We start from the raw sequence: 2,510 nt of genomic DNA, 5'->3' as shown, positions 1-2,510 counted from the left end.
ACTGAGGCCGGCGCGGGAGAAGAGCGCGGCGATCGCATCGAGATCGGCGGATGGTTCACCGCACGGCTCGCCCAGGATGAAGCGGCCATCGTTCGAGAGCTTCACCTGGCCGGGATTGATCACTTCCGCGCCCTGATAGGCAACGCAGCCGATGACGCGTTGCGGACCGATCAGGCGCCAGAGCCGGCCGCCCGGATCGAGGTCCTCCAACTGCAGTTCGGCATGCGGGCTTTGCCTGTCGCGGTGAAAATACCACCACGGAATGCCGTTCAGGATCATGACGACACGCGTTCGGTCCTTCAGCAGGTTGGCGATGCCTTCGGCTGCCGGGCCAAGCTGATGGCCCTTAAGACCCGTAACGATCAGATCCTGCGGCGGAAGCGCCGATGGATCATCCGTTGCGGTGATACGGGCGTTGATCGGCGTCTCGGAGCCGGCCTCGAAGAGGTCAAGGCCATTCTTCCTCATCGCATCGAGATGGGCGCCTCGCGCAACCACGGAGATCGTTGCTCCGGTGCCGAGTCCGGCTGCAAGCTTCACCGCCATGGCACCGCCAAGCGCGCCGGCGCCATAGATACAGATAGTCCTGAAAGGCATTGGGAGGGCTCCGCGCGATCATTGCTGTCGCGCTAGACTTAGGACGCACTCGCGCGATGGCGAGCGAAAATTATCGCTTCATGACCGATTTTTGACGCCTGCGTCAATGGGACGTGACGTCCGCAACAAGCTCATTGCGGCGGAGCTCATCGATCGCGGCAACCGCGTCCTCTGCCGACCATCCGGCGCGGACGGCAGCGGCGATCATCTTCACCTCCACCTCCTGCTCCAGAGCCAGAAAGAGCGGTTCCAGCGCTTCCTGGACTGTCAGAATATGCTCGCGCGGCGAGGCGATAGTCTGGCTTGCGGCTGACAAAGGCATCTCAGCAGTTCTCCTCCCGGCGAATTATTCATGAATCTCTACAACTATGCCACCAAGAAAAAAGTTCCATGGGGTATTCAGAAAGCATACGGCTTGTTCTTTCGCCCTGCCTCTGCCTTGTTGCTTGCTTAGCCTGACACTCGATTCGGTTTGCCGCAACGAGGGCGGGACGAGAGATGGCATCAAAGGAGAATATGATGACGGACGCCAAGAGCGGGATTTCGGGATTGCGGCCGCGGATCACGGTGATCGGCGTTGGCGGCGGCGGCGGCAATGCCATCAACAACATGATCTCCGAAAATCTGGAAGGTGTCGACTTCATCGCCGCCAATACGGATGCTCAGGTGCTGGCAACGTCCAAGGCGTCGCGCCGCATTCAGCTCGGCGCGCACGTGACTGAGGGGCTCGGTGCCGGATCGTTGCCGGAAGTCGGCCGTGCAGCGGCCGAAGAATCGATCGACGAGATCATGGATCACCTGGCAGGTTCGCATATGTGCTTCGTCACCGCCGGCATGGGCGGTGGCACCGGCACGGGTGCTGCGCCAGTGATTGCGCATGCGGCACGCTCAGCCGGCATCCTGACGGTCGGCGTCGTCACCAAGCCCTTCACCTTCGAGGGCAACCGGCGCCTGAGGACGGCGGATATCGGCATCGAGGCGCTGCGCCAGGCGGCCGATACCGTAATCGTCATTCCGAACCAGAACCTTTTCCGCATCGCCGATGCGAAGACCACCTTCGCTGACGCCTTCATGACCGCCGACCGCGTACTCTTTGCCGGTGTCGGCTGCATCACTGACCTGATCGTCAAGGAAGGCCTGATCAATCTCGACTTCGCCGACGTCAAATCGGTGATGCGCGGCATGGGCCGGGCGATGATGGGGACCGGTGAGTCATCCGGCGACGAGCGCGCGCTGAAGGCGGCCGAAGCGGCGATCGCCAATCCCTTGCTCGACGACATCTCGATGAAGGGCGCCAAGGGCGTGCTGATCTCGATTTCCGGCGGTTCGGACATGACGCTCTTCGAAGTGGACGAGGCCGCAAGCCGCATCCGCGACGAGGTGCAGGATGACGCCGACATCGTCGTCGGCGCGATCTTCGACCGCAATCTCGACGGCAAGTTCCGCGTGTCCGTCGTCGCAACGGGCCTCGACGCTGAGCTCTCCGCATCTGCACCGGATGCCGTCGCTCAGCGGATCCATACGCGCACGCTTCAATAAGACGCAATTTCGCTCCGCCTCGGATTTTCCTCAGGCGGAGCGAAATTACTGGCAGCAGTTTCGTCAAGCGGCGGCGTCTGCTTGAAAATCCGTCGAGACGGCGAGTTCGCGCCATTCGGCAAGCTCTTTGGCAACGCTCGCATTCTGCTCCTCGATCTTCGCGACTGTATCGCTGCCGAAGGGCATGCGGAGCGGCGGGTTTGCCGCGTTCGCAAGGGTGATGATGCCGGCTGCGAGCCTTGCCGGGTCGCCCGGCTGGGCATGGTTTGCATCGGCTGCGAAATCGCGCATGTTGCCGGCCCGGCGGGCCGGTATACCCGGGGATCGGGCGCGGGGGGCAGGCGAGGGGGTGGGGGCGGAGGGGAGGCGGGGGG

General features: G+C 62.8%; 3 protein-coding genes and 1 pseudogene. 1 reads left to right on the top strand and 3 read right to left on the bottom strand.

What is annotated here, in order from left to right; translation table 11 throughout:
• Window positions 1–597 (bottom strand): 2-dehydropantoate 2-reductase N-terminal domain-containing protein (locus C9413_RS30975; protein ID WP_281408696.1); only part of this gene is annotated, 597 nt, incomplete at its 3' end.
• 103 nt (window positions 598–700) lie between these two features.
• The gene (locus C9413_RS30970; protein ID WP_039844655.1) at window positions 701–919 is read right to left on the bottom strand and encodes a hypothetical protein; all 219 of its coding nucleotides are present in this window, start codon (window positions 917–919) and stop codon (window positions 701–703) included.
• Between the two features lie 197 nt (window positions 920–1,116).
• On the opposite strand from C9413_RS30970, the gene ftsZ reads away from it, so the two are divergent.
• Window positions 1,117–2,136: a cell division protein FtsZ gene (gene ftsZ, locus C9413_RS30965; protein ID WP_039846716.1), complete on the top strand. Its 1,020-nt coding sequence runs from the start codon at window positions 1,117–1,119 to the stop codon at window positions 2,134–2,136.
• Between the two features lie 63 nt (window positions 2,137–2,199).
• Here ftsZ and C9413_RS30960 read toward each other — a convergent pair.
• Window positions 2,200–2,510: pseudogene (locus C9413_RS30960) on the bottom strand (hypothetical protein); the annotation flags it as partial.

This window comes from Rhizobium sp. SEMIA 4085 (genome assembly GCF_013004495.1).
GTDB lineage: Bacteria > Pseudomonadota > Alphaproteobacteria > Rhizobiales > Rhizobiaceae > Rhizobium > Rhizobium gallicum.
This window is presented reverse-complemented; position numbering and strand designations above follow the sequence as displayed.

Bases quoted from the DNA above. Each gene is read 5' to 3' on its own strand.
- C9413_RS30970 (WP_039844655.1), bottom strand. From the start codon at position 919: ATGCCTTTGTCAGCCGCAAGCCAGACTATCGCCTCGCCGCGCGAGCAT.
- ftsZ (WP_039846716.1), top strand. From the start codon at position 1,117: ATGACGGACGCCAAGAGCGGGATTTCGGGATTGCGGCCGCGGATCACG.